The 24401-nt window shown below is 62.7% G+C and carries 22 protein-coding genes; 12 read left to right on the top strand and 10 right to left on the bottom strand.

Annotated elements, in window-relative coordinates; all coding sequences use genetic code 11:
- Positions 1 to 27: 27 nt before the first annotated feature.
- Positions 28 to 2205 (bottom strand): malate synthase G, encoded by a 2178-nt coding sequence (locus ACEWE8_RS15380; RefSeq protein ID WP_367903898.1) that lies wholly within the window; start codon positions 2203 to 2205, stop codon positions 28 to 30.
- Between the two features lie 456 nt (positions 2206 to 2661).
- On the opposite strand from ACEWE8_RS15380, the gene ACEWE8_RS15375 reads away from it, so the two are divergent.
- Positions 2662 to 3180: a glycine cleavage system protein R gene (locus tag ACEWE8_RS15375; RefSeq protein WP_012316603.1), complete on the top strand. Its 519-nt coding sequence runs from the start codon at positions 2662 to 2664 to the stop codon at positions 3178 to 3180.
- A 228-nt stretch (positions 3181 to 3408) separates the two neighbouring features.
- On the opposite strand, the gene rarD is transcribed toward ACEWE8_RS15375, so the two are convergent.
- From rarD to ACEWE8_RS15355, 4 genes are all read right to left on the bottom strand, one after another.
- On the bottom strand, positions 3409 to 4296 hold the full coding sequence (gene rarD, locus ACEWE8_RS15370) for an EamA family transporter RarD (protein WP_046787543.1): 888 nt from the start codon (positions 4294 to 4296) through the stop codon (positions 3409 to 3411).
- A gap of 64 nt (positions 4297 to 4360) precedes the next feature.
- Complete coding sequence (locus ACEWE8_RS15365) at positions 4361 to 5335, bottom strand: serine/threonine protein kinase (RefSeq protein WP_039602860.1); 975 nt, start codon at positions 5333 to 5335, stop codon at positions 4361 to 4363.
- 71 nt (positions 5336 to 5406) lie between these two features.
- Positions 5407 to 6171, bottom strand: coding sequence for a TOBE domain-containing protein (locus ACEWE8_RS15360; protein ID WP_046787544.1), 765 nt, complete (start codon positions 6169 to 6171; stop codon positions 5407 to 5409).
- 26 nt (positions 6172 to 6197) lie between these two features.
- Positions 6198 to 6935, bottom strand: a complete 738-nt coding sequence (locus ACEWE8_RS15355) for a ComF family protein (protein ID WP_046787545.1) — start codon at positions 6933 to 6935, stop codon at positions 6198 to 6200.
- A gap of 89 nt (positions 6936 to 7024) precedes the next feature.
- Here ACEWE8_RS15355 and bioB point away from each other — a divergent pair, with 89 nt between their 5' ends.
- From bioB to ACEWE8_RS15310, 9 genes are all read left to right on the top strand, one after another.
- A complete protein-coding gene (bioB, locus tag ACEWE8_RS15350) occupies positions 7025 to 8083 on the top strand; it encodes a biotin synthase BioB (RefSeq protein WP_046787546.1) in 1059 nt (352 codons plus the stop codon).
- A gap of 1 nt (position 8084) precedes the next feature.
- On the top strand, positions 8085 to 9257 hold the full coding sequence (gene bioF, locus ACEWE8_RS15345) for an 8-amino-7-oxononanoate synthase (RefSeq protein ID WP_046787547.1): 1173 nt from the start codon (positions 8085 to 8087) through the stop codon (positions 9255 to 9257).
- Complete coding sequence (locus ACEWE8_RS15340; RefSeq protein ID WP_046787548.1) at positions 9250 to 9981, top strand: alpha/beta fold hydrolase; 732 nt, start codon at positions 9250 to 9252, stop codon at positions 9979 to 9981. The genes bioF and ACEWE8_RS15340 overlap by 8 nt, the downstream gene beginning before the upstream one ends.
- Entirely contained in the window at positions 9974 to 10792 is an 819-nt protein-coding gene (gene bioC, locus ACEWE8_RS15335) for a malonyl-ACP O-methyltransferase BioC (RefSeq protein ID WP_046787549.1), read from the top strand. Before ACEWE8_RS15340 ends, bioC begins: the two co-directional genes overlap by 8 nt.
- A gap of 10 nt (positions 10793 to 10802) precedes the next feature.
- Positions 10803 to 11483: a dethiobiotin synthase gene (gene bioD, locus ACEWE8_RS15330; RefSeq protein ID WP_046787550.1), complete on the top strand. Its 681-nt coding sequence runs from the start codon at positions 10803 to 10805 to the stop codon at positions 11481 to 11483.
- A 118-nt stretch (positions 11484 to 11601) separates the two neighbouring features.
- Positions 11602 to 11898, top strand: a complete 297-nt coding sequence (locus ACEWE8_RS15325; RefSeq protein ID WP_012316593.1) for a hypothetical protein — start codon at positions 11602 to 11604, stop codon at positions 11896 to 11898.
- Between the two features lie 307 nt (positions 11899 to 12205).
- Entirely contained in the window at positions 12206 to 14011 is a 1806-nt protein-coding gene (locus ACEWE8_RS15320; RefSeq protein WP_046787551.1) for a phenylacyl-CoA dehydrogenase, read from the top strand.
- Positions 14012 to 14222: 211 nt separating this feature from the next.
- Entirely contained in the window at positions 14223 to 15506 is a 1284-nt protein-coding gene (locus tag ACEWE8_RS15315; RefSeq protein WP_046787552.1) for a GGDEF domain-containing protein, read from the top strand.
- Between the two features lie 123 nt (positions 15507 to 15629).
- Entirely contained in the window at positions 15630 to 17408 is a 1779-nt protein-coding gene (locus tag ACEWE8_RS15310) for an acyl-CoA dehydrogenase C-terminal domain-containing protein (RefSeq protein ID WP_046787553.1), read from the top strand.
- A 259-nt stretch (positions 17409 to 17667) separates the two neighbouring features.
- On the opposite strand, the gene ACEWE8_RS15305 is transcribed toward ACEWE8_RS15310, so the two are convergent.
- Positions 17668 to 18591, bottom strand: coding sequence for a LysR family transcriptional regulator (locus ACEWE8_RS15305; RefSeq protein WP_046787554.1), 924 nt, complete (start codon positions 18589 to 18591; stop codon positions 17668 to 17670).
- A gap of 208 nt (positions 18592 to 18799) precedes the next feature.
- Between ACEWE8_RS15305 and ACEWE8_RS15300 the strand changes: the two genes are divergently transcribed.
- Together ACEWE8_RS15300 and ACEWE8_RS15295 are read left to right on the top strand one after the other, a co-directional pair.
- Positions 18800 to 20080, top strand: coding sequence for an aspartate aminotransferase family protein (locus ACEWE8_RS15300; RefSeq protein ID WP_046787555.1), 1281 nt, complete (start codon positions 18800 to 18802; stop codon positions 20078 to 20080).
- Between the two features lie 194 nt (positions 20081 to 20274).
- On the top strand, positions 20275 to 20433 hold the full coding sequence (locus tag ACEWE8_RS15295) for a YqaE/Pmp3 family membrane protein (RefSeq protein WP_012316587.1): 159 nt from the start codon (positions 20275 to 20277) through the stop codon (positions 20431 to 20433).
- A gap of 31 nt (positions 20434 to 20464) precedes the next feature.
- Here the strand turns inward: ACEWE8_RS15295 and ACEWE8_RS15290 are convergent, their stop codons facing one another.
- The 4 genes from ACEWE8_RS15290 to pqqC are packed head-to-tail and all read right to left on the bottom strand — an operon-like array spanning position 20465 to position 24401.
- A complete protein-coding gene (locus ACEWE8_RS15290) occupies positions 20465 to 22288 on the bottom strand; it encodes a S9 family peptidase (protein ID WP_046787556.1) in 1824 nt (607 codons plus the stop codon).
- On the bottom strand, positions 22254 to 23402 hold the full coding sequence (gene pqqE / locus ACEWE8_RS15285; protein ID WP_046787557.1) for a pyrroloquinoline quinone biosynthesis protein PqqE: 1149 nt from the start codon (positions 23400 to 23402) through the stop codon (positions 22254 to 22256). Before pqqE ends, ACEWE8_RS15290 begins: the two co-directional genes overlap by 35 nt.
- Positions 23374 to 23649, bottom strand: a complete 276-nt coding sequence (gene pqqD / locus ACEWE8_RS15280; protein WP_012316584.1) for a pyrroloquinoline quinone biosynthesis peptide chaperone PqqD — start codon at positions 23647 to 23649, stop codon at positions 23374 to 23376. The genes pqqE and pqqD overlap by 29 nt, the downstream gene beginning before the upstream one ends.
- Positions 23646 to 24401, bottom strand: a complete 756-nt coding sequence (gene pqqC / locus ACEWE8_RS15275; protein ID WP_046787558.1) for a pyrroloquinoline-quinone synthase PqqC — start codon at positions 24399 to 24401, stop codon at positions 23646 to 23648. The genes pqqD and pqqC overlap by 4 nt, the downstream gene beginning before the upstream one ends.

Here is a 24401-nt window from a genome sequence, read left to right as displayed (position 1 = left end):
TGTAATTGGTGGAGCGGCCCCGGTGTCTTACAGCCCGTTACGCGCCTTGAACTCGCGGCGGCGACGGTGCAGTACCGGCTCGGTATAACCGTTCGGTTGCTTGGCACCCTCGATTACCAGTTCCACTGCAGCCTGGAATGCCACGTTGTCGTCGAAGTTCGGCGCCATCGGGCGGTACAGGGCGTCACCGGCGTTCTGCTTGTCGACCACGGCGGCCATGCGCTGGAGGCTTTCCAGCACCTGCTCCTGGGTAACCACGCCATGGCGCAGCCAGTTGGCCAGCAGCTGGGCCGAGATACGCAGGGTAGCGCGGTCTTCCATCAGGCCCACATCGTTGATGTCCGGCACTTTGGAGCAACCCACGCCCTGGTCGATCCAGCGAACCACATAGCCGAGGATGCCCTGGGCGTTGTTGTCCAGCTCGTTGCGGATCTCTTCGGCCGACCAGTTGGTGTCAGCTGCCAGCGGGATGGTCAGGATGTCGTCGACCGAGGCCGGGGCGCGGCTGGCCAGCTCGCGCTGACGCGCCTGCACGTCGACTTTATGGTAGTGCAGGGCGTGCAGGGTGGCGGCGGTCGGCGACGGTACCCAGGCGGTGTTGGCACCGGCCAGCGGGTGAGCGATCTTCTGCTCGAGCATGGCAGCCATCAGGTCCGGCATGGCCCACATGCCTTTGCCGATCTGCGCACGCCCTTGCAGGCCGGTGGCAAGGCCGACGTCGACGTTGTTGTTCTCGTAGGCACCGATCCACTTTTCGTTCTTCATGGCGCCCTTGCGCACCACGGCGCCGGCCTCCATCGAGGTGTGGATTTCGTCACCGGTTCGGTCGAGGAAGCCAGTGTTGATGAACACCACACGCTCGGCTGCCGACTTGATGCAGGCCTTGAGGTTGACCGTGGTACGGCGCTCCTCGTCCATGATGCCGACCTTGACGGTGTTGCGCGGCATGCCCAGCAGGTCTTCGACGCGGCTGAAGATCTCGGCGGCGAACGCCACTTCTTCAGGGCCGTGCATCTTCGGTTTGACGATGTAGACGCTACCGGTACGGGTGTTCTTGCGGCTGGTGTTGCCGTTGAGGTTGTGCAGGGCGATCAGGTTGGTGAACAGCCCGTCCTGGATGCCTTCGGGAATCTCGTTGCCTTGGGCATCGAGAATGGCCGGGTTGGTCATCAGGTGGCCCACGTTGCGCACGAACAGCAGCGAACGACCGTGAAGGGTCACGGTACCGCCATTGGGCGCTGCGTACTCGCGGTCCGGGTTCATGGTGCGGGTGAACGTCTTGCCGCCTTTGCTGACGCTCTCGGCCAGGTCGCCTTTCATCAGGCCCAGCCAGTTGCGGTAGACGATGACCTTGTCGTCGGCATCGACGGCAGCGACCGAGTCTTCACAGTCCATGATGGTGGTCAGCGCCGATTCCATCAGGATGTCTTTGACACCGGCGGCGTCGGTGCTGCCGACCGGGGTGCTGGCATCGACCTGGATTTCGAAGTGCAGGCCATTGTGCTTGAGCAGCACGGCGGTTGGCGCGGCGGCATCGCCGTGGAAGCCGATCAGCTGGGCGTCGTCACGCAGGCCGCTGTTGCTGCCGCCCTTGAGGGCAACGACCAGCTTGCCGCCTTCGATGCGGTAAGCGGTGGAGTCGACGTGCGAGCCAGCGGCCAGCGGCGCGGCTTCGTCGAGGAAGGCGCGGGCGAAGGCGATGACCTTGTTGCCACGGACCTTGTTGTAGCCCTGGCCTTTTTCGGCGCCGCCTTCATCGCTGATGGCATCGGTGCCGTACAGTGCGTCGTACAGCGAGCCCCAGCGGGCGTTGGCGGCGTTCAGGGCAAAGCGGGCGTTCATCACCGGCACGACCAGCTGTGGGCCGGCCATGTGGGCGATCTCTTCGTCCACGTTCTGGGTGGTGGCCTGGAAATCGTCGGCTTGTGGCAGCAGATAGCCGATTTCCTGAAGGAAGCTTTTATAGGCGACGGCGTCGTGTGCCTGGTCTTTGCGTGCCTGGTGCCAGGCGTCGATCTTGGCTTGCAGCTCGTCGCGCTTGGCGAGCAGGGCTTTGTTCTTTGGGGCGAGGTCGTTGATGATCTTTTCTGCCCCGGCCCAGAACGCATCGGCCTTGACGCCGGTTCCAGGGATCGCTTCGTTGTTGACGAAGTCGTACAGGGCCTTGGCGACCTGAAGGCCACCGACTTGAACGTATCCAGTCATTGCTTGCCTCACCTTTGCTCAGCTATTTCGCTTTCGCTCTTCTGTATTAAGCCTGTAGCGCTTCTCTAAACACGGCACCAGTACATGCTCTCACCACTCACGAGAGCGGCTGGGTGCGGCTCGCCAGAAAGGCTGGCGGGCGGTTGGCGTGTTTTCACAGGCGCCTTGGCAGACATCGTAACGACGTTTTGTAGTCCGCGCCGAGGCATACTACATGAAGCAGCAGGCCGGTGAACATCAGACTAAAAGCGTCGCTCCGCGACCGATTGGTCGCGGAGGGTCACGCTGGGAGTGGCTATGTTCGCAAAAAACCGGTGGATTGTTCCAGATAAATCTTGAAACAGTACACGATTAGTTCGGCAGACCGTCCTGCGGCAGGTTGCCGCGCCTTGCCTATACTGAACCAATCCCCCCGTATTCTCGCCGCTGCAGGCGGCACGACGCAGAGGAAGCCCTGTGGATCATCTTGTACTGACCGTGATTGCTCCTGACAAGGCCGGCCAGGTCGAACGGATTGCCCAGTGCATCGCCGACCACAACGGTAACTGGCTGGAGAGCCGTATGTCGCGTATGGCCGGGCAGTTCGCCGGCATCCTGCGGGTCGCGGTGCCGGCAGAGAGCTACGATGAGCTGGTGAAATCGCTTCAGGCCCTGGGGCAGTACGATATCCGTGTGCTGATCGCAGAAAGCGGCATCGAGCCTTCCTGTACCTGGAAGCCGATCGCGATGGAGTTGGTGGGTAATGATCGCCCAGGCATCGTACGTGATATCACCCGCTTGCTCGCTGACCAAGGGGTGAACCTTGAGCGCTTCACCACCGAAGTGCGCCCGGCGCCGATGAGCAGCGAGCCGTTGTTCCATGCCGATGCCTTGCTGGCGCTGCCATTGACCTTGTCGCTGGATGATCTGCAGCAGAAGCTGGAGAGCCTGGCGGATGACTTGATGGTGGAGTTGAAATTGCGGCCCCAGGATTGAGCCGAGGCGGTAGCGGGTTATCCCGATTAACCGGGGACGGCCCTGTGGATAACCTGGGGGCGCTCCTCGCTAGCCCAGGGATGGCGAGCTCTCCCGCTGTTTGGTCAAAAAACAGCCACTAATCAATGGCTTGTGCACAAAGCACGGGGACGAGGGTGTGGATAACCTCTGGAGATGTTCTGCCAGGCCACGGCCGGCGTGGCCTGCAGAGTTTTGATCGTTTTTTGATCAGGCGCGCTTGCGCAGGTTCAGCCAGGCATCGACGCTGTAGAGCGCCAGGCCAGCCCAGATGCACAAGAAAGCCATCAGGCTGCTGGAAGACAGGTGCTCGTCAAATAGCAGTACCGCTTGCAGCAGTACCAAGGTCGGCGCCAGATACTGCAGGAAGCCCAGGGTGGTGTAGGGCAAGTGCCGCGCAGCGGCGTTGAAGCACACCAGTGGTATCAGCGTTACCGGCCCGGCTGCGATCAGCCATAGCGCTTCGCTGCTGGTATAGAAACTGCCTTGTGCACTCATCGCGGCAGGGTGCAGCAGCAGCCAGCCAAGCGCTAGGGGCACCAGCATCCAGGTTTCCACCACCAGGCCGGGCAGCGCCGCCACCGGTGCCTGCTTGCGGATCAGGCCGTAGAAGCCAAACGTCAGCGCCAGTACCAATGACACCCAAGGCAGGCTACCGACTTGCCACACCTGTTGCGCCACACCTACTGCGGCCATGCCCACTGCCAGCCATTGCAGGCGGCGCAGGCGCTCACCCAGCAAAAGCATGCCCAGCAGCACGTTCACCAGCGGGTTGATGTAGTAGCCCAGGCTGGCCTCGAGCATGCGCCCGTTGTTGACCGACCATACGTAGGTCAGCCAGTTGCCGGCAATCAGGGCGCCACTGAGGGCAAGAATGGCCAGGCGGCGGGGGTTGTCGCGCAGCTCGCGCCACCACCCTGGGTGCTTCCACACCAACAGCAGCAGCGAACCGAACAAAGCGGACCAGAGCACCCGGTGCACGATGATCTCAACCGCCGGGACACTTTGTATGGCTTTGAAATAGAGGGGGAACAAGCCCCAGATGATGTAGGCCGAGAGGCCAAGAATGTACCCGCGACGCGGGTTTGCGGCGTGCATGCAGAATCCTTGCTTAGGTAGCTAAATACAGCGACGCCTATTGTAGACAGACCTTTGCAGGCATTTAGAACAATTTCAGGGGTTGCTCGTCGAGTGCCGCTGTTTGCTCGCGCAGGGCCAGGATCTGATCGCCCCAGTAACGCGGTTGGCCAAACCAGGGGAAGCTGCGCGGGAATGCCGGGTCGTCCCAGCGCCGTGCCAGCCAGGCGCTATGGTGCAGCTGGCGCAAGGCGCGCAGCGGTTCGATCAGGGGCAGCTCGCGCGGGTCGAAATCGTGAAACTCGTTGTAGCCGTCGATCAGCTCTGCCAGTTGGCCCAGGCGTTCTTCACGGCTGCCGGCCAGCATCATCCACAGGTCTTGCACGGCCGGGCCCATCCTGCAGTCATCGAGGTCGACGACGTGGTAGACGTCGTCGCGATGCATCAGGTTGCCGGGGTGCAAGTCGCCGTGCAGGCGCATGACCTGATGTGGGGTGCGTGCGTAGATGTCTTCGACCCGTTTGAGCAGCTCGCGCGCTACAGACTCGAACGCAGGCAGCAATTCCCGAGGTACGAAGTTGCCATCAAGCAGGGTTTGCAGGGAGGCGTGGCCAAAGTTATCCACAGTCAAGGCTTCGCGATGCTCGAACGGGCGTGTTGCCGCCACGGCATGCAGGCGGCCCAGCAGCTGGCCCAGACGGTAGAGCTGGTCGAGGTTGCCCGGCTCCGGTGCGTGGCCGCCGCGGCGGGGAAACAGCGTGAAGCGAAAGCCCTGGTGCTCGAACAGGGTCTGTTCATTGTGCTGCAGCGGGGCGACCACCGGCACTTCGCACTCAGCAAGCTCGGCGGTGAAGCGGTGTTCTTCAAGAATCGCTTCATTGCTCCACCGGCCGGGTCGATAGAACTTGGCGATCAGTGGTTGCTCGCCTTCGATACCCACTTGATAGACGCGGTTCTCGTAGCTGTTCAAGGCCAGTACGCGGGCGTCGCTGAGAAAGCCGAGGCTCTCCACGGCGTCCAGTACCAGGTCGGGGGTGAGGGTCGCGAAGGGGTGAGACATGGTGGCTCCGGGGTGGGCTGCAAGGGCTCATGGTATCAGTGCCGGCCCTCTGGCGGGGTGGCGCGACCAACCTACACCGGTACCCCCAGCAATACATGGGAGGGATGAAACTGCACCCGGACCTGGCTACCTGTTGTCACTGCCTCTCGTGCCAGCCAGTGCGCCTCGGCAAACGCACAGAGTGTCTGGCCATTACCCAGCGCCAGCCTCACTTCACTGGTGTCATGCCCATCCGCAATCACCTCTTCCACAGTTGCCTTGAGCACATTGCTGCCCGCTTCGGCTTCATCTGCGGCGCTCGACAACTGCACCCACCCGGCCTTGAGCAACGCCACCACCATGGTGCCGAGCGTCAGCTCCAGGCGTGCAGTGCTGTCATGGGTAATCAGTGCCTCGATTTCCAGCCCGCCACCCAGCGCCAGGCTCACGCGGTCGTGCCGCCCTTCGCGGCGCAAGCCGCTGACCTGGCCTTGCAGCTGGTTGCGGGCACTGGTGCGCAACATCAGGCGCCCAAGCAGGTCAAGATCGCTGGATTCTTCGGCAGCCTCGAGAATCTGGGCCTGCAAGGCCTGCAAGCGTTGGTAAAGGCGCAGTACCCGCTCGCCTTCGCCCGACAGGCGAGCGCCACCGCCGCCGCGCCCGCCGGTGCTACGCTCGACCAACGGCTGGCTGGCCAGGTTGTTGAGTTCGTCTATGGCGTCCCATGCGGCTTTGTAGCTTATGCCTGCCGCCTTCGCGGCGCGGGTGATCGAACCTTGCTCAGCGATATGCTGAAGCAAAGCGATGCGCTGTGGGCGGCGAGCGATGTGCTGGGTGAGCAGGGCGGGCAGGGTCATGATGGCGCCTATCTGGGACTGACCGGTCAAGCTTGCCCCGGTTTTGCCGTGCGTGCCAGGCAATACACATCAACGCGGCGTGCGCCGGCGCCGCGCAGCAGGGCGGCGATGCTTTGCGCCGTGGCACCGGTGGTCAGCACGTCATCGACCACGGCCACATGCAGGCCGTGCAATGCGCTTTCATCAACCACCGCAAAGGCCTGCTGCAGATTACGCCGTCTGGCCTTGGCATCCAGGCTTTGCTGCGCCGGTGTTTCGCGGGTGCGCCGCAGCAATCGCTCGTTGCAGTCGATTGCCAGGGCCTTGGCCAACCACTTTGCCAGCATGCCTGCCTGGTTGAAGCCACGCTCGCGCTGTCGACGCTTTGCCAGTGGCACAGGCAACAGCAGCGATGGCCTGGCCAGGCCATCGGCAAAGCGGTGGCGCAAATCCAGGCTGAGCATTTCGGCCATCAAGCGCCCTAATGGCCACTGGCGATTGTGTTTGAAGCGGCTGATCAGTGTGTCCACTGGAAAGCCGAAATACCACGGCGCCACCACTTGTTCGAAGGCCGGGGCACGGCGACTGCACTGGGCGCAGGTCAGGCCGGCCATTGGCAGCGGTAGCGCGCAATGCATGCAGTACTCACTCAGCCAGGGCAGGTCCTCCTCGCACGCAATACAGATGGGGTGGGGCTGCTCGGCAGAAGCGCCGCAAAGCAAACAGGTATGTTCAATATTTATACACTTGTAAACCAGTGCTTTTAACCAAGGTTGACAGTTCATAGGCCTTCCATGACTATGCGAGCTATCCGTGATGCGCTGGCGGGCATTCCTGTCCCGGCGCCAGCTACAGCCTAAACAAGGAAACGCCGATGAGCGCCAGCACAACTGCAACAACACGTCACGACTGGTCCCTGGCCGAGGTGAAGGCCCTGTTCCAGCAACCGTTCAACGACCTGCTGTTCCAGGCGCAAACCGTGCACCGGGCGCATTTCGACCCTAACCGCGTACAGGTTTCCACGCTGCTGTCGATCAAGACCGGCGCCTGCCCGGAAGATTGCAAATATTGTCCGCAGTCCGGCCACTACAACACCGGGCTGGAAAAACAGAAGCTGATGGAAGTGCAGAAGGTGCTGGAAGAAGCGGCGCGGGCCAAGGCCATCGGTTCTACCCGCTTCTGCATGGGCGCCGCCTGGAAGCACCCCTCGGCCAAGGACATGCCCTACGTGCTGGAAATGGTCAAAGGGGTCAAGGCCATGGGGCTGGAAACCTGCATGACCCTGGGCAAGCTCGATCAGGACCAGACCCAGGCGCTGGCCCAGGCAGGCCTGGACTACTACAACCACAACCTCGATACCTCGCCGGAGTTCTACGCCAGCATCATCACCACCCGCACTTACAGCGAGCGTCTGCAGACCTTGGCCTACGTACGCGATGCCGGGATGAAGATCTGCTCCGGTGGCATTCTCGGGATGGGCGAGTCGCTCGACGATCGTGCAGGCCTGCTGATCCAGTTGGCCAACCTCCCCGAGCATCCCGAGTCGGTGCCGATCAACATGCTGGTGAAAGTGGCCGGCACCCCCCTGGCCGAAGAAGAAGATGTCGACCCGTTCGACTTCATCCGCATGCTGGCGGTCGCGCGGCTGCTGATGCCCAAGTCGCACGTGCGCCTGTCCGCCGGGCGCGAGCAGATGAACGAGCAGATGCAAGCGCTGGCCTTCATGGCCGGCGCCAATTCGATCTTCTATGGCGAGAAGCTGCTGACCACTGCCAACCCACAGGCCGACAAGGACATGCAGCTGTTCGCCCGCCTGGGCATCAAGCCTGAAGCGCGTGAAGAGCATGCCGACGAAGTGCACCAGGCCGCCATCGAACAGGCGCTGGTCGAGCAACGCAGCAGCGAGCTTTTCTATAACGCCGCGTCTGCCTGAGATGGCCTTCGATCTTGCAGCGCGTCTTGCCGAACGGCGCGCTGCAGACCTGTATCGGCAGCGGCCGCTGCTACAGAGCCCGCAAGGGCCGAACGTAGTGGTCGACGGCCAGCCGTTGCTGGCTTTCTGCAGCAATGACTACCTGGGCCTGGCCAACCACCCCGAGGTGATCGCCGCCTGGCAAGCCGGCGCCGAGCGTTGGGGTGTCGGTGGCGGAGCCTCGCACCTGGTGGTCGGCCACAGCACGCCGCACCATCAGGTCGAAGAGGCGCTGGCCGAATTGACCGGTCGCCCGCGTGCCTTGCTGTTTTCTACCGGCTACATGGCCAACCTCGGGGCCATTACCGCGCTGGTGGGGCAGGGCGATACGGTGTTGCAGGACCGCCTCAACCATGCCTCGCTGCTCGATGGCGGCTTGCTCAGTGGTGCCCGCTTCAACCGTTACCTGCACAACGATGTAGTCAGCCTGGCCAACCGCCTGGGCAAGGCCTGCGGCAATACCCTGGTGGTCACCGACGGTGTTTTCAGCATGGACGGTGATCTGGCCGACCTGCCTGCACTGGCCGAGGTCGCGCGTGCGCGTGGCGCCTGGTTGATGGTCGACGACGCTCACGGCCTGGGTACCTTGGGTGCCCAGGGCGGCGGTGTCGTCGAACACTTCGGCCTGGGCATCGATGACGTGCCCGTGCTGATCGGTACGCTGGGCAAGGCTTGCGGCACCGCGGGCGCCTTCGTTGCGGGCAGCGATGATTTGATCGAGGCACTGGTGCAGTTCGCCCGGCCGTACATATATACCACCAGCCAGCCGCCGGCACTGGCCTGCGCCACGCTCAAGAGCCTGGAGCTGCTGCGCCGCGAAACCTGGCGCCGTGAGCACCTGGCCGGGTTGATCCGGCAGTTCCGCGAGGGGGCCGTGCAGATCGGCCTGCAGCTGATGGACAGCCCGACTCCGATCCAGCCGATCCTGATCGGCGACAGCGCACAGGCACTGCGCCTGTCGCAGATGCTGCGCGAACGCGGCCTGTTGGTCACCGCCATCCGCCCGCCTACCGTACCTGCTGGCAGTGCACGGCTGAGGGTAACCTTGAGCGCTGCGCACAGTGAGGCGCAGGTACAGCTATTGTTGAATGCATTGGCCGATTGTTATCCACAGCTGGAGGCCGCCGATGCGTAACCGACTGATCCTTCTTCCCGGCTGGGGCTTGGGTACTGCGGCCCTGGAGCCGCTGGCCGCCAGCCTGCGTGCGCAGGACGCGCGCCTGCAGGTCGAGCTGGCGCCCCTGCCGGAGCTGGCCGACGCCGATGTACAGGCGTGGGTCGACTACCTTGACCGCAAACTGCCCAGTGATACCTGGCTGGGCGGCTGGTCGCTTGGCGGCATGCTCGCCAGTGAGCTGGCTCGCAAGCGTGGCGACCACTGTTGCGGGCTGTTGACCTTGGCCAGCAACCCCTGCTTCGTGGCACGGGCGGATTGGCCGCATGGCATGGCCGATGACACCTTCGGGACCTTCCTCGACGGTTGCCGCAGCCACACCTCCGTTACCCTCAAGCGTTTCCGTACCTTGTGCAGTGACGGCGCCCTGCAGCCGCGCACGTTGCTGCGCCAGCTGGGCGTGGGGGTACCGGAGACCGACCCGCTGTACCTGGCCACCGGGCTTGAGGTGCTGGCACAGCTGGATACCCGCGAAGCGCTGCAGGCGTACGGCGGCCCGCAACTGCACCTGTTCGCCGGCAGTGATGCGTTGGTGCCCCCCGAGGCGGCCAAAGCGCTGAGCGAGCTGTTGCCCGACGTTGAAGTCGGCCTGGTTGAAGAGAGTTCCCACGCGTTCCTGCTGGAGTACCCGCAGGAGCTGGCGGCGGGCATCAAGAGTTTCCTGCATGAGAGTGGCGATGACTGACCTTTCCCGTCCAACCCTGCCCGGCGCGCTGCCGGACAAGCGCCAGGTAGCGGCCTCGTTCTCCCGCGCGGCAGCCAGCTACGACAGCGTGGCGGCCTTGCAGCGCGCGGTGGGCATGACCCTGCTGGAGCAGTTGCCGGACGCACTGACGCCATCGCGCTGGCTCGACCTGGGCAGTGGTACGGGGCATTTCAGCCGGGTGCTGGCCGAGCGCTTCACGCCGGCGACGGGCGTGGCGGTGGACATCGCCGAAGGCATGTTGCGCCATGCCCGAGGCGAGCAGGGCGGGGCCCGCTACCATGTGGCAGGCGACGCCGAGCGGCTGCCGCTGCTTGATCACAGCGTCGACCTGGTTTTCTCCAGCCTGGCGGTGCAGTGGTGCGCGCAATTCTCCAGCGTGCTGGAAGAAGCACGGCGGGTATTGCGCCCGGGCGGTGTGCTGGCCTTCAGCAGCCTGTGTGTCGGTACCCTGGATGAATTGCGCGCCAGTTGGCAGGCCGTGGATGGCATGGTGCATGTCAACCGCTTCCGCCGGTTCGAGGACTATCAGCGACTGTGCGCGGCAAGCGGCCTGGAGCAGCTTGGCCTGCGTCAGCAGGCGCATGTGCTGCACTACCCGCATGTGCGCGGCCTGACCCATGAGCTAAAGGCACTTGGCGCCCACAACCTCAACCCTGGGCGGCCGTCGGGCCTGACTGGCCGTACCCGCATGCAGGGGCTGCTGCAGGCGTATGAAGCATTCCGCCAGCCACAAGGGCTGCCCGCCACCTATCAGGTGGTCTATGGTGTGTTGCGCAAGCCAAAGGCGTGAGAGGAGCGAAATGAGCCAGGCCTATTTCATCGCGGGTACCGATACCGATGTCGGCAAGACCACCATCGCAGCCGGGCTGTTGCATGCCGCACGGCTGCAGGGCCTGAGTACGCTGGGGGCAAAGCCGGTGGCGTCCGGCTGCACAGTGACCGCAAAGGGGCTGCGCAACGCTGACGCCCAGGCGTTGATCGACGAGAGCACGCTCAAACTGCCTTATGAAGCGATCAACCCTTTTGCATTTGAACCTGCCATCGCGCCACATGTGGCGGCGCGTGAAGCGGGTGTGACGCTGGAGGTCCCGGCCCTGCTCAAGGCCATGCGCTACGTGCTGGATCAGGGCGCGGATTTCACCCTGGTCGAAGGTGCCGGTGGCTGGCGCGTGCCGCTGTCCGGCCATGCCAATCTGTCCGACCTGGCAATCGCCCTCAAGTTGCCGGTGATTCTGGTGGTAGGGGTGCGTCTTGGCTGCATCAACCATGCATTGCTCAGCGCCGAGGCAATCGCCAGGGACGGGTTGCAACTGGCAGGCTGGGTGGCCAATGTCATCGACCCGCGTACGTCGCGGTTGGAGGAGAACCTCGCCAGCCTGGCCGAGCGCTTGCCAGCGCCTTGCCTGGGGCGGGTGCCCAAGCTCAAGCAAGCGACTGCCGATGCAGTCGCGGAACATCTGCAGCTGGACTTGCTGGACTGAAGCGCCATGCCTCACGTCTATCAGATAGCACGGGGCCATTAGCGATTTAAACGGGCCTTTATGGCCCGGGCCTGTTTTAATCAGGCCTGTTCACATCCAGCGTCATTGGAGTTTTGACATGGAAATCACCGGTAGCTCCGCCTACTACGCGGGCCTCAGCGCCATCCAGAGCGGGCAGAACCGCGTCGACCAGGCGGCCAGCCAGATCGCCAGCAACACTGTCGAACGCGCCGCCACCAGCCAGTCCAGCGATTTTCAGGCCGAGCGCCTGCGTGCGGTTGACCGCAGCCAGCAGATGGACCTTGCCACCAGCACTGTACAGCTGGCGCTGGGCAAAACCGAGGTCGAACTGGGCGCGAAGGTCGCCAAGGCTTCCGACGAAATGCTCGGTCGGTTCATCGATACCTACGCCTGAAGGCGCGGCACTTTCACAAACCTGCACAGTGCTCTGTGGAAGCGGGCCTGCCTGCGGATGCGTTTGATCAGGCTAGATTTTTTGCCTGAGCCGACGCCTTCGTGGGCAGGCCCGCTGCCATTGTCGTGGGCGTCTTTTCAGGCGATGGCATAAACGCCATGTTTCGCGGCATAAATGGCACCATAGTCCCTCCTTGACATCGGTCAGTCCTAAACGTAAGTTTCAAACAACTGTTTGACCGAAAGCCGGCAAGAGCTGGTCGGTATCAGCGGTCTCCCTACCGGACTCATCACAGAGGTTCATCGCAATGCCTGATTACAAAGCCCCCTTGCGTGATATTCGCTTCGTTCGCGACGAGCTGCTTGGCTATGAGGCGCACTATCAGAGCCTGCCGGGTTGCCAGGACGCAACGCCCGACATGGTCGACGCGATCCTCGAAGAAGGCGCGAAATTCTGTGAGCAGGTGCTGGCCCCGCTGAACCGTGTCGGTGACCTGGAAGGCTGCACCTGGAGCGAGTCCGGTGTGAAGACCCCGACCGGTTTCAAGCAGGCCTACGAGCAGTTCGTCGAAGGCGGCTGGCCAAGCCTTGCCCATGATGTCGCCCATGGCGGCCAGGGCCTGCCAGAGTCGCTGGGCCTGGCGTTGAGCGAGATGGTGGGTGAGTCGAACTGGTCGTGGGGCATGTACCCGGGCCTGTCCCATGGTGCGATGAACACCATTTCTGCGCACGGTACTGTAGAGCAGCAGGAAACCTACCTGACCAAACTGGTATCGGGCGAATGGACAGGCACCATGTGCCTGACCGAACCGCACTGCGGCACCGACCTGGGCATGCTGCGCACCAAGGCCGAGCCGCAAGCTGACGGCTCCTACCGCATTTCCGGCACCAAGATCTTCATTTCTGCCGGCGAACACGACATGGCCGATAACATCGTCCACATCGTGCTGGCCCGCCTGCCGGATGCCCCGGCCGGCACCAAAGGTATCTCGCTGTTCATCGTGCCGAAGTTCCTGCCCAACGCCGAAGGCGGCGTGGGTGAGCGCAACGGCGTGAGCTGCGGCTCGCTCGAGCACAAGATGGGCATCCACGGCAACGCTACCTGCGTGATGAACTTCGACAGCGCCACCGGCTACCTGATCGGCCCAGCCAACAAGGGCCTGAACTGCATGTTCACGTTCATGAACACCGCCCGCCTGGGCACCGCGTTGCAGGGCCTGGCACATGCCGAGGTGGCCTTCCAGGGTGGCCTGAAGTACGCCCGTGACCGCCTGCAGATGCGTTCGCTGACCGGCCCCAAAGCGCCTGACAAGGCTGCTGACCCGATCATCGTGCACCCGGACGTTCGCCGCATGCTGCTGACCATGAAGGCCTTCGCCGAAGGCAACCGCGCCATGGTCTACTTCACCGCCAAGCAGGTGGACATCGTCAAATACAGCCAGGACGAGGAAGAGCGCAAGAAGGCCGACGCCCTGCTGGCCTTCCTGACCCCGATCGCCAAGGCCTTCATGACCGAAGTCGGCTTCGAGGCGGCCAACCACGGCGTGCAGATCTACGGCGGCCACGGCTTCATCGCCGAGTGGGGCATGGAGCAGAACGTGCGCGACAGCCGTATCTCCATGTTGTACGAGGGCACTACCGGCATTCAGGCCCTCGACCTGCTGGGCCGCAAAGTGCTGATGACCCAGGGCGAAGCGCTCAAGGGCTTCACCAAGATCGTGCACAAGTTCTGCCAGGCGCAGGAAGGCAATGAGGCGGTCAGGGAGTTCGTCGAGCCGCTGGCTGCGATCAACAAGGAATGGGGCGAACTGACCATGAAAGTGGGCATGGCCGCCATGAAGGACCGCGAAGAAGTAGGCGCTGCATCGGTGGATTACCTGATGTACTCCGGTTATGCGTGCCTGGCGTACTTCTGGGCCGACATGGCACGCCTGGCTGCCGAGAAGCTGGCTGCCGGCACTTCGGAAGAAGCCTTCTACACCGCCAAGCTGCAGACGGCGCGCTTCTACTTCCAGCGTATCCTGCCGCGCACCCGCACGCACGTGGCGACCATGCTGTCCGGTGCCAGCAACCTGATGGCGATGGACGAAGAGCACTTCGGCCTGTCCTACTAAGCCGCAAGGCGTCACTGAAACCCGCTTGCCTTCACCGGCAGGCGGGTTTTCGTATTTTTGGGGCCGCTACGCCCCAAGATCCGGTTACAAGAAAAGCTCAAGCCCTCCGCCCCTGCTGCCGTTAACCCCCCGTGCATTCATCTATTCATGTGCGCTGCCGATGAAGTAAAGGCACAATGCCATTATTGATCTGCCGGGTCGGAGATTACCCTTGTTTCGTTTAAACGCTGTACGCGCAAGCCACTTCCTGCCTTCGCTGTTCCTCTTGCTGGCAGGGCTTGCGGCGGCATACGTGAGAGACCTCAGCGTCTTCTTCACATCACTGTTCAACGTCCTGCCCACCTTGGTCCTGCTGCTGGGCGGCGCCTACTGCGCGGTCTACCGTCGCCAGCGCGAGCTGTTCTTGATGGTCACGGTGTACATCGCCTACTTTCTGCTCGATACCCAGACCGACTACTACCGTGACCATGGGCGTGTGCGCGAGGACGCAGCGGTGATTTTCCATCTGGTGTGCCTGCTGCTGCCTGCATTGTTCGGGCTATTTGGCGCCTGGCAGGAGCGCACCCACCTGGCCCAGGACCTGCTTGCCCGGTTTGCGGTGCTGTTCGCTGTGGGTAGCGTGGCAGTGGCACTGGAGCAAAGTTTTCCCCAGGCACTGCTGGGCTGGTTGGCGGAAATCCGTTGGCCGTCGCTGCATGGGCAGTGGATGAGCCTGATCCAGATGGTCTACCCGTTGTTCATCGGTGTCTTCATGCTGCTGGTGGTGCAGTACCTGCGTGAGCCAAGGCCCTTGCATGCAGCCCAGATCATCGGGCTGATCGGTATCTTCTGGATGCTGCCCAAGACGTTCATCCTGCCGTTCACGCTGAACATCATGTGCAGCCAGGTAATGCTGATGATCGCTGCGGCGGTCTCTCACGAGGCCTACCAGATGGCCTTCCGTGACGAACTGACCGGCCTGCCTGGGCGGCGCGCGTTGAACGAACGCATGCAGCGCCTGGGGCGCAACTACGTGATTGCCATGACCGACGTCGATCACTTCAAGAAATTCAACGACACCCATGGCCACGATGTCGGTGACCAGGTATTGCGCCTGGTCGCCAGCCGGCTGTCGAAGGTCACCGGTGGTGGGCGCGCCTACCGCTACGGTGGCGAGGAGTTTGCCTTGGTCTTCGCCGGCAAGACCGCCGAGGAATGCGTGCCGCATGTGGAAGCCGTGCGCGAGATGATCGCCAACTACACGATGCAACTGCGTGACCAGAACAACCGGCCACAGGACGATTCCGCCGGGCGCCAGCGCCGCAGCGGCAGTGGTGCTGGCACGGTATCGGTGACCATCAGTATCGGCGTCGCTGAGCGCCTTATCGAACACCGCAACCCCGAAGAAGTGCTCAAGTCAGCCGACCAGGCGCTTTACAGCGCCAAAGGTGCCGGCCGTAACTGTGTCATGGTTTACGGCCAACAATCACGGCGCGGAGCCGTTCGCACTGCGTGACCATAATTGACTATATGGTCGCGTGATGACCCTATGTCTCGCAAAAGTTGTTCGGTTACACTGGATTCAACCCCGTGCTGCGGTCCTTCAAGACCGCCCCGACCCCACCAGCGAGAGGTTGTCATGGCTGAATATAAAGCGCCGCTGCGCGACATGCGCTTCGTTCTGAATGAAGTCTTCAACGTGGCAGAGCTGTGGGCGCAATTGCCTGAGCTGGCCGAAACGGTCGATGCGCAAACCGCACTTGCCGTGCTGGAAGAAGCAGGCAAGGTCACCAGCAAGTCCATCGCCCCGCTCAGCCGAGCGGCTGACGAAGAGGGCTGTCACTGGGAAAACGGTGCGGTAAGCACCCCGGCTGGCTTCATCGAAGCCTACAACACTTACGCCGAGGGCGGCTGGGTGGGTGTGGGCGGCGATCCCCAGTACGGTGGCATGGGCATGCCCAAGGCGATTTCGGCCCAGGTTGAAGAAATGGTCAACGCGTCGAGCCTGGCGTTCGGCCTGTACCCGATGCTGACTGCGGGTGCCTGCCTGTCGATCAACGCCCACGCCAGCGAAGCGCTCAGGGAAAAGTACCTGCCGAACATGTATTCCGGCGTGTGGGCAGGTTCCATGTGCCTGACCGAGCCGCATGCCGGTACCGACCTTGGCATCATCCGTACCAAGGCCGAGCCCCAGGCCGATGGCAGCTACAAGGTCAGCGGCACCAAGATTTTCATCACTGGCGGCGAACACGACCTGACCGAAAACATCATCCACCTGGTGCTGGCCAAGCTGCCGGACGCACCGGCCGGGCCAAAGGGCATCTCGCTGTTCCTGGTGCCCAAGTTCCTGGTCAACGATGACGGCAGCCTTGGGGCACGTAACCCGGCGACCTGTGGCTCGATCGAGCACAAAATGGGTATCCAGGCTTCGGCAACGTGCGTGATGAACTTCGATGAAGCTGTAGGTTACATCGTTGGCGAGCCGAACAAGGGCCTGGCGGCGATGTTCACCATGATGAACTACGAGCGCCTGGGGGTGGGCATTCAGGGGTTGGCCACGGCCGAACGCTCCTACCAGAATGCCGTCGAGTATGCCCGCGACCGTTTGCAGAGCCGTGCGCCCACCGGCCCGCAGGCCAAGGAAAAGGCGGCCGACCCGATCATCGTCCACCCGGATGTGCGCCGCATGCTGTTGACCATGAAAGCGCTGATCGAAGGTGGCCGCGCCTTCTCCACGTACGTGGCAATGCAGCTGGACAGCGCCAAGTACAGCGAAGAGCCGGGTACGCGCAAACGCAGTGAAGAGCTGGTGGCGCTGTTGACGCCGGTAGCAAAGGCGTTCCTCACCGACCTGGGCCTGGAGTGTGCGGTGCATGGCCAGCAGGTGTTCGGTGGCCATGGCTACATTCGCGAGTGGGGCCAGGAGCAACTGGTACGCGATGTGCGCATTACCCAGATCTATGAAGGCACCAACGGTATTCAGGCCCTGGACCTGATGGGTCGCAAGGTGGTGGCCAGTGGTGGTGCCTACTACAAGCTGTTCTCTGAGGAGATTCGCCAGTTCATTGCCAGCGCGGGTGGCGACCTGGATGAGTTCGCCAAGCCGCTGGGTGCCTACCTCGATCAACTCGACGGCCTTACCGAGTGGGTACTGGAGCAGGCCAAGGGCAACCCGAATGAGATTGGTGCTGCGTCGGTCGAGTACCTGCATGCCTTTGGCTATGTCGCCTATGCCTACATGTGGGCGTTGATGGCGCGGGCGGCCAAGGCGGGCGAGGGCGATGAGGCGTTCTACTCGGCCAAGCTGGGGACGGCGCGGTTCTACTTCGCCAGGCTGCTGCCGCGGGTGGATTCGCTGGTGGCTTCGGTCAAGGCGGGGAGCGAGTCGTTGTACTTGCTGGATGCCGAGCAGTTCTGACGACTGGGATATACGCCCGACGTTTGTTGATGAACGTTGTTTGTAAGCATTTTCCTACATCACGCGGTGACTTTTCGCCACTGGTGTCAGATTGGATCCACGGCTAATCTTGCTACATGGACGTTGCGCAGGAAGCGCAAAGGACAGAACAGGGACAAACGAAGGATTTCCTGCCAGGACGGTGGGGCGATAGGGATGTCACAGGGAAAAAGTCTGGGAAAACCCCGCTTCGGCGGGGTTTTCTTTGCGCGCGTGTATTTCAGCCAAGCACATCCAGCGGTGAAGCCCCCAGTTGCCGTGCGTCGGCTTCTTCCTCGAGCAGCGTGCGCAGCAACTCGACCGATGCCTGCTGGCGCTGGGCATCGCGAAACACCAGGCCAACCTTCAACGGCACCCGCGGCTCGCTCAGTGGTTTCCACAGCAACCCTTGGTCATCGTCGGCAGCCTCCTTGGCGCGGCCAGGCAGGATAGTGGCCAGTGCGGTGTGGGCCAGGCTGTCGAGAATGCCGCCCATGTTGTTCATCTCCGCCTGAACCTGCGGCCTGCGCCCCAGGCTGGCCAACTGTTGCTTCCAGATCTGGCGGATCTGGAATTCCTCGCCAAGCATCAGCATCGGCAGTTCTGCAGCTTGTCTGATAGAGACTTTCTTGAAGTCCTTCAACGGATGGGTATCAGGGATCACCAGCTGCAGTTCATCTTCGTACAGTAGCAAGCCGTGTAGCCCAGGTTGGCGTGGCGGCAGGTAGCTGATACCGATATCCAGGTTGCCGTTGAGCAGGCGTCGTTCGATTTCCAGCCCCGACAGCTCATAGATCTGTACCACAAGATGCGGTTGGGCCTTGCGCAACCGCTCAAGCAACTGCGGCACCAGGCTCGGCCGAACCGTCTGTAGTACGCCGATGGCCAGCGTGCGCAAGGACTGGCCTTTGAAGTTGCGCATCGCTTCGTGGGCGCGCTGCAGCCCATCGAGCAGAGGCAGGGCGTGGTTGTACAGGGTGTGGGCCGCCAAGGTCGGCAGCAGGCGCTTGTTGCTGCGCTCGAACAGGCTCAGGTCAAGGCTGTGCTCAAGCTGGCGGATCTGCTGCGAGAGGGCCGGCTGAGACAGTGACAGGCGTTCAGCAGCGCGGCCGACATGGCCTTCTTCATACACCGCGACGAAATAACGCAGTTGGCGAAAATCCATAAGTATTACTTATCGAAAAAGCTGAAAAAACGGAATGGCCGCAAGCGCCGCCGAGGCCTAGTCTATCGCCGTATTCCAGCGGGTTACAGCGATCAATTCGCGCATTGTTACCCCGTTTGAGAAACACTTTTGATAGGAAAGGCAAAATTATCAAGCGCCGGCGCCAAGACCGGACGTTGCCCTTTGCCGTGACTGGCCGGAGCCCCCGATGAACCTGTTCAACCTGCGCCGATCGGCCCCCGCCGCGGCTGTCGTGCCCAAGCGTGCGCCGGTAAGCGTGCCAGACGCATCGGCGTTGTCCCGCGAGCGCCTGATGCCCGGCGCCGAACGTGCGCCACAAGTGTTCGTGCGTGGCCAGGGTTCCTGGTTGTGGGATAACGAAGGGCATGCCTACCTGGATTTTACCCAGGGCGGCGCGGTAAATAGCCTGGGCCACAGCCCCAGCGTATTGGTCAAGGCGCTTGGCAATCAGGCCCAGGCGTTGATCAACCCGGGGGCCGGTTTCCATAGCCGTGGTTTGCTGACGCTGGCCAACCGCTTGTGCCAGAGCACCGGTAGCGATCAGGCGTACCTGCTCAACAGTGGCGCCGAGGCCTGCGAGGGGGCGATCAAGCTGGCGCGCAAATGGGGCCAACTACACCGCAATGGCGCCTATCACATCATCACTGCCAGCCAGGGCTGCCATGGCCGCAGCCTGGGGGCCCTGTCGGCGTCCGATCCGCTGCCGTGCAACCGCTGTGAACCCGGCCTGCCGGGCTTCAGCAAAGTGCCATTCAACGACCTGGCGGCGCTGCATGCAGAAGTCGACTCGCGAACTGTGGCAATCATGCTCGAGCCGGTCCAGGGCGAGGCAGGCGTGATTCCCGCGACAAGGGAATACCTCAAAGGCGTCGAGCGGTTATGCCGTGAGCTGGGCATCCTGCTGATCCTTGACGAGGTGCAGACCGGCATTGGCCGCTGCGGAGCATTGCTGGCCGAGGAAACCTACGGGGTGCGCGCTGACATCATTACCTTGGGCAAAGGCCTGGGAGCCGGCGTGCCGCTGGCGGCCTTGCTTGCTCGTGGTACCGCTTGCTGCGCGGCCCCCGGCGAGCTGGAGGGCAGCCACCATGGTAATGCGCTGATGTGCGCTGCAGGCCTTGCGGTACTGGATACCGTACTGGAGCCGGGCTTTTTCGAGCATGTCCAGGACAGTGGCCGCCATCTGCGCGATGGCCTGAGCCGCCTGGCCGGCCGCTATGGCCAGGGCGAAGTACGCGGCCAAGGCCTGCTCTGGGCGCTTCAGCTACAGGAACACCTGGCCAAGGACCTGGTGCAGGCGGCCTTGCACGAGGGCCTGCTTTTGAATGCCCCGCAGGCCGATGTGGTGCGTTTTACACCGGCGTTGACGGTGAGCAAAGGCAACATCGATGAAATGCTCCTGCGCCTGGCCCGGGCCTTCGCCCGCCTGCACGCGCAGCAGCATGCCCGCCGTGAAGTTTCGGCCTGATACGAATTCTACGAACCGTCTGGCGTTTCTGCGCATCGCCCCTGGCCTGATTCATTTGGCCCGGGGCGTTTTTTTTGTGGGGGGCAGGCCCTTGGCAAGGTGCCTGAGCGCTGCAAAAAAACCACGGCATGCACCGGTGGAACCTCTGCGATGCCCAGCTAGTCTCTGTTTAGACCCTTTGAGGAGAAACTTGCATGGACATCATTCGCATCATCATCGCCATCATCCTGCCGCCGCTGGGTGTGTTTCTGCAGGTCGGGTTCGGCGGGGCGTTCTGGCTGAATATCCTGCTGACCTTGCTGGGGTACATTCCGGGTATCGTGCATGCGGTGTACATCATCGCCAAGCGCTGAATCTGCTGGGGCCGCAGGGCGGCCCCAGGTTTCACTGGGCCAGCACCCGACAATAGAACTTCCATTCCTCCTCGAGGGCATGTGCAAGGTTTTCGGCCTTTCGAAAGCCATGCCGTTCGCCCGCGTAGAAGTGCCCCTCGGCCTCGATGCCATTGGCCTTCAACGCCTCAAGCATCGAGCGCGTCTGCTCCGGCACCACCACAGCATCCAGTTCACCCTGAAAGAAAATCACCGGTACGTTGATCTGGTCGGCATGCAACAGTGGGGTGCGTTGGCGATAGCGCTCGGCATCCTGTTGCGGGTCACCGATCAGCCAGTCGAGGTAATCGCCTTCGAACTTGTGCGTGGCGCGGCCCAGCGCAACCGGGTCACTTACCCCGTAGAGGCTGGCACCGGCACGGAATACGTCATGGAACGCCAGGGCGCACAGGGTGGTATAACCGCCGGCACTGCCACCACGTATGAAGGCTTTGCGGGGGTCGATCAAATCGCGTTCGGCCAGGTGTTCGACCGCCGCGCAGGCATCCTGTACATCGCTCTGGCCCCAGCGCAAGTGCAGGGCCTGGCGATATTCGCGACCATAACCAGTACTGCCCCGATAGTTCAGGTCGGCAACGGCGAAGCCACGCTGGGTCCAGTACTGAACCCGTGGGTCCAGCACCGGATAGCAGGCTGAGGTTGGCCCACCATGGATGAACACCACCAGCGGGGAAGGCCCTTTGGCGCCGGCTGCAGGGTAAAAGAAACCATGGGCAACCTCGCCGCCACTGTCGTAGAGGATGGATTGCGGCAGGCTGATGCAATCGGCTGGCAGTAACTCGGCGCCGCCTGCCAGAACCCGTACTTCGTGGCTTGCCCGGTCAATGGCAATGACGGCTGGCGGGCTGATCGGCGAGGCAGCGATTGCGTAGAGATGCCCGGCGTCGATGGCCAGGCTACGAAAACGGCTATAGGCACTGGCGAAACGCTCCATCTGGCCGTCGACGGTGCGTAGCCCGAGTTGCCCGACGCCACCTTCGAACCAGCTGGCCAGGTAGCTTTGTGGTCCGATTGCCAGCCAGGTGCTGTTGCCCAGTTGCCAGGGTGCGGCAGCGTGGTCTGCAGGCTCGGCGGGCAAGGCTTGCCATAGCCCGTCCAACTCGCCCCAGGGCTGCCAGAAACCATTACGGTCGGACAGGCAGTACAAGCGCCCTTGCGCGTCGAAGCGAGGTTGCTGAAGGGACTCGTCATTCGCCGCGATGCAGCGCGGCGCGCCCCAGCTACCGTCACTTTGCCGTTCGCGACACATCAGCCGTGTGACTGTCCATGGCTGCGCCGGCCGGTCCCATTCGATCCAGGCCAGGCGTGTGCCATCGGCGCTGATCGTGGGGGATGCATAGAAATCAGCGCCTGCGGCGAGCACTTCAACGGCGGCCTCACCCAATGCCACCAGGCGATGTTCCACACTCTCGCCATGGCACTCCTCGACCGCCAGCACTTGGCCGTCGTGCCATTGCAGGTCGCCGTAACGGCATTGGGCATTCTGGGTCAACGCATGCGGTGGCGCGCCATCAAGTCCCTGGTGATAGACCTGCTGGTCCTTCTCGTTGACGAACAGCACTGCGTCATCGCTCAGGCAGAAACTGCCTCCACCGTATTCATAGACCCGGCTGCGCACGCTGAAGCCGTCAGGCGTGAGGCAGCGTGCCTGCTGGTCACGCCAGCACCAGATGCGGCAAGCACCGTCGGCCGGGCGAAATTCATTCCAGAACAGGCCTTGGGGGCTGGCTTTGAGTTCGGCGAAATCGGTGCCGGCGGCGACGGCCTGCGCGGCACTGAATTCACCCGCGGGCAATGACACGTGAGTTGCGCTCATTACGGAAGGTCATCTGTTCAATGGCGAGGTCGGCCGTTTCTGCCTCCTCGCGGGCCTTGAGGATGATGCGGTGGTCGCTCGACTTGGCGCACACCGGGTCGGCGTTGCTGGCATCGCCGGTGAGCATGAAGGCCTGGCAGCGGCAGCCGCCGAAGTCCTTTTCTTTCTCGTCGCACGAGCGGCAGGGCTCGGGCATCCAGTCATAACCACGGAAACGGTTGAAGCCGAACGAGTCGTACCAGATGTGCTTGAGGTCGTGATCGCGGACATTCGGGAACTGCACCGGCAGCTGACGTGCGCCATGGCAAGGCAGGGCAGTGCCGTCCGGCGTGATGGTCAAAAACAGGCTGCCCCAGCCATTCATGCAAGCCTTGGGGCGCTCTTCGTAGTAGTCCGGCGTGACGAAGATCAGCTTGCACGGGTTGCCTTCGGCCTTGAGCTTTGCACGGTACTCGTTGGTGATGCGTTCAGCGCGCTCAAGCTGCTCACGGGTCGGCAGCAGGCCCAGGCGGTTGAGGTGCGCCCAGCCATAGAACTGGCAGGTTGCAAGTTCGACGAAGTCGGCTTCAAGCGCTACGCACAGCTCGATGATGCGGTCGATCTTGTCGATGTTGTGCCGGTGGGTGACGAAGTTGAGCACCATCGGATAGCCATGGGCTTTCACTGCCCGGGCCATCTCCAGCTTCTGTGCGAAGGCCTTTTTCGACCCCGCCAGCAGGTTGTTCACCTGCTCGTCGCTGGCCTGGAAACTGATCTGGATGTGGTCCAGGCCGGCTTCCTTGAAGTTGGCGATACGTGCCTCGGTCAGGCCGATGCCGGAGGTGATCAGGTTGGTGTAGTAACCCAACCGGCGCGCTTCGCCGATCAGCTCGGCGAGGTCCTGGCGCACCAGCGGCTCACCGCCGGAAAAGCCGATCTGCGCGGCACCCATTTCACGGGCCTCGGCCATCACCTTGAACCACTGCGCGGTCGACAGCTCCTTGCCCTGTTCGGCGAAGTCGAGGGGGTTGGAGCAGTACGGGCACTGCAGCGGGCAGCGATAGGTCAGTTCGGCCAGCAGCCACAGCGGCAGGCCGACCGGTACCTCAGGCGAGTGTGATCCAGTGTTCGCCACGGGCCACCTCCATGAATTGCTCGATGTCATCAGCGACTTCGGGCACACCAGGGAATTGCTGTTCGAGCTCGGTGATGATCGCGTTCACATCACGTTTGCCGTCGATCAGGCCGCCTATGAGGGAGGCGCTGTCGTTGAGCTTGATCATGCCCTCAGGGTAGAGCAGCACGTGGCCTTTCTGCGCCGGTTCGTACTGGAACCGGTAACCGGGGCGCCAGTTCGGCACTTGCTTGCGGTCGAAACTCATAGGGCAATCCCCTTGTGCCATACCCGTTGCTGGGTGACGGTGTGATACGGCGGGCGGTGCAGCTCGTAGGCCATGCTCATGGCGTCGAGCATGCTCCAGAGGATATCCAGCTTGAACTGCAGGATTTCCAGCATACGCTCCTGGCCCGCCCGGGTGGTGTAGTGCTGCAAGGTGATCGTCAGGCCGTGCTCGACATCGCGCCGGGCCTGGCCCAGGCGGGTGCGGAAGTACTCGTAGCCGGCAGGATCGATCCACGGGTAGTGTTGCGGCCAGCTGTCCAGGCGCGACTGGTGGATCTGTGGGGCGAACAGTTCGGTCAGCGAGCTGCTGGCCGCTTCCTGCCAGCTGGCACGGCGGGCGAAGTTCACGTAGGCATCGACGGCGAAGCGCACACCTGGCAGCACCAGCTCTTGGGAACGCAGCTGGTCCGGGTCGAGCCCCACGGCCTGGCCCAGGCGCAGCCAGGCTTCGATACCACCGTCTTCGCCCGGGGCTCCGTCGTGATCGAGCAGGCGCTGGATCCACTCGCGGCGCACTTCGCGGTCCGGGCAGTTGGCCAGGATCGCGGCATCCTTCATCGGGATGTTCACCTGGTAGTAGAAGCGGTTGGCTACCCAGCCCTGGATCTGTTCGCGGGTAGCGCGCCCTTCGTACATCGCCACGTGATAGGGGTGATGAATGTGGTAGTAGGCGCCCTTGGCGCGCAGGGCCTGCTCGAATTCGGCAGGCGACAGTGGCAGTGCCTCGCTCAT

This window comes from Pseudomonas sp. TR47, from assembly GCF_044143025.1.
GTDB lineage: Bacteria > Pseudomonadota > Gammaproteobacteria > Pseudomonadales > Pseudomonadaceae > Aquipseudomonas > Aquipseudomonas putida_E.
Note: the sequence above shows the minus strand (reverse complement) of the source record. Positions and strands in the feature narration are given on the sequence as shown.